2 protein-coding genes are annotated in these 2,201 nt (G+C 43.9%); both read left to right on the top strand.

What is annotated here, in order from left to right:
• On the top strand, nt 1–486 hold a 486-nt coding region (locus IQR33_RS22675; RefSeq protein ID WP_193844063.1), incomplete at its 5' end, for a hypothetical protein.
• A gap of 152 nt (nt 487–638) precedes the next feature.
• Nucleotides 639–2,201, top strand: a 1,563-nt coding sequence (locus IQR33_RS22670; RefSeq protein ID WP_193844062.1) for a substrate-binding periplasmic protein, incomplete at its 3' end; no start/stop codon positions are given.

Genomic DNA, 2,201 nt, shown 5'->3' with positions numbered 1-2,201 from the left:
CGTAGAAGCTCTTTAGGTGTGTTGCTCACCGCTGGTCTTATTGTACTTACACTGCAAGTTGGTCTTATGGTCACACAGCAAGGCGGTAAGCTGGATGGGTCTGCTTGGGTTACAGTGGTTCAAACCATTGCTGTTATGGCGATGTGGTGGTCGGCTGCGCATTGGACGCCATCCAATAAACACAGCTGGTGGCCGTTGTTTTTGTTGCTCCCTTTGTGGATTGCAGGCCTACCGTACGCCGTTCTTATGGCGTTAAGTTTGACGGGAATGTTAGCGTCAATGGAAGCACTTGCGAAGCTTCAACATACCATTCGTTGGAGCAAATTATTATGTTGGACATTGCCGACTGTGGGTTTTGCCGCCTTAGTCGTCAGCCCGACCACGGATGTGCCAAACCCTGTTTTCGTGGTTTGGATCTGTTTGTTAGGGACAGCTTGGATGACTGACTATATTTTACGTAGTAGCGATGAACAGGCTGAATTATGAGTTTTTAGTCAGGTAAAAAGTGACATGTGCGGCAGAGTATCGAATTGGTTGTGGAACAAAATGGAGATTAGTATATGTTCTTCATTTCATATTTACTACACTTCCAATAATAATAACCACAATATAAGTGGTTGATTTAAGATAAGTTTGTCATGACAACTTTTGCTCGAACACTGTTGCTTTTTGCATGTTGCCTCTTGAGTTTGAATGTAAAAGCCGAAGCCCCTTTAATTGCTCATTATAAAGTCGCGACTGAAGCGGATGATGTCGTCACTCGTGTTCTTTTCAATGCTGCTTCAGAGGAGTTTGGCTTTACCGTTCAATACGTGAACTACTCCAGCTTTGATGCCATTCTAAATTCAGTAGCGAATGGGGAAGCGGACTTTGCTGCGAATATCACTTACACACAAGAACGTGCTCAACGTTTTAGTTATTCCCGCCCAACAAATATCGAATATACCTACCTCTTTGGTTTAAAAGATTCGACGTTGAGTGACATTTCGCGTGTTGGCGTCCCCAAAGATACAGTTTATGCCCAATTACTTAAACAACACTACCCTGAGCTAGAACAGATCTCTTATCAAGGTCACGAACAAGCAGTAACACTGCTACGTTCAGGTGCTGTGGATGGCGTTGTCGATGCCATTAACCAGCTCAAGCCGATGCTGATGGAGGGGTTTGACGCCAAGATGCTCAATGATCAGATTTCGATAAAGCCCGTATCCATCATCAGTAAAAAAGATCATCATCTTGAAGAGTTGGACACGTTCGCTACGTTTATTCACGGGGAAGCGGTGCAAAAGCAGCTTCGCGAAGAAATTTCCCAGTATCAATTTGAATTAAGGCGAGCAGCGTTGCGTGATTCTATTCGTTTATTGCCCCTTGATTTTAATGAACCAATACGGATTAAGCTCGAATCTATCTTTCCATATGTTGTATACAACGCAGATGGTCGTGTCGAAGGGATGACGGCTGATGTAGTCGTGAGAAGCTGTGAGATCTTGGCTTTAAACTGCTTGATCATTAGTGAGCCTGGTGAAAGCTGGGGTTCTATGTATCATGAGTTTATCCAAGGTAATTTCGAAATTTTGGCGCCGTTAACGGTCAGCCGTGAGCGGCGCGCATTTAGCTACTTTCCAAAGCCCCATTACGCGCCAGCATCGGTGATGGTCAAGCGTTTAGGTTACAAACCGAGCACATACTCTCATGTTTCACAGTTGATATCTGAGCGGATTGGCGTAGTTAAGGATGACTTTTTCGATCAAATGATGACGCAACTGTTACCGCTAAAAGAACTCAAACGTTATCGTACTCAACAAGAGCTCATTCAGGGGCTATTAAATGAAGAAGTCGATTACATTCCGATGGATACGGCGATGCTCAATCATTTTTTACGTCTCAGTGAATTGGTTCCGATAGAGCAGGATACCGCTATTGGCGAGTTTTATGAGTCACAACTCTCTGTTGGATTGGTCGCGAATGAAAAAGGAGCCATGCTTGCGCCTTTCTTCAGTCGAGCGATAGCGATGTTAGAAGTTGATAAGATCATTGCTCAGTACGATGTACGCCCAGATTGGCGTACCGCACTTGAATATGAGATTCGATTAGCGACGCAAACACAAGCTGTGTTTATCTTTGTATTATTGTTTGCTATTTGTGTTTCGCTTTATCTTTACCGTCAATCGAACACTGACAACTTAACAGGGTTAAGGAAC

Origin of the sequence: Vibrio sp. OPT46, assembly GCF_015163535.1 — a bacterium.
GTDB lineage: Bacteria > Pseudomonadota > Gammaproteobacteria > Enterobacterales > Vibrionaceae > Vibrio > Vibrio alginolyticus.
Note: the sequence above shows the minus strand (reverse complement) of the source record. Positions and strands in the feature narration are given on the sequence as shown.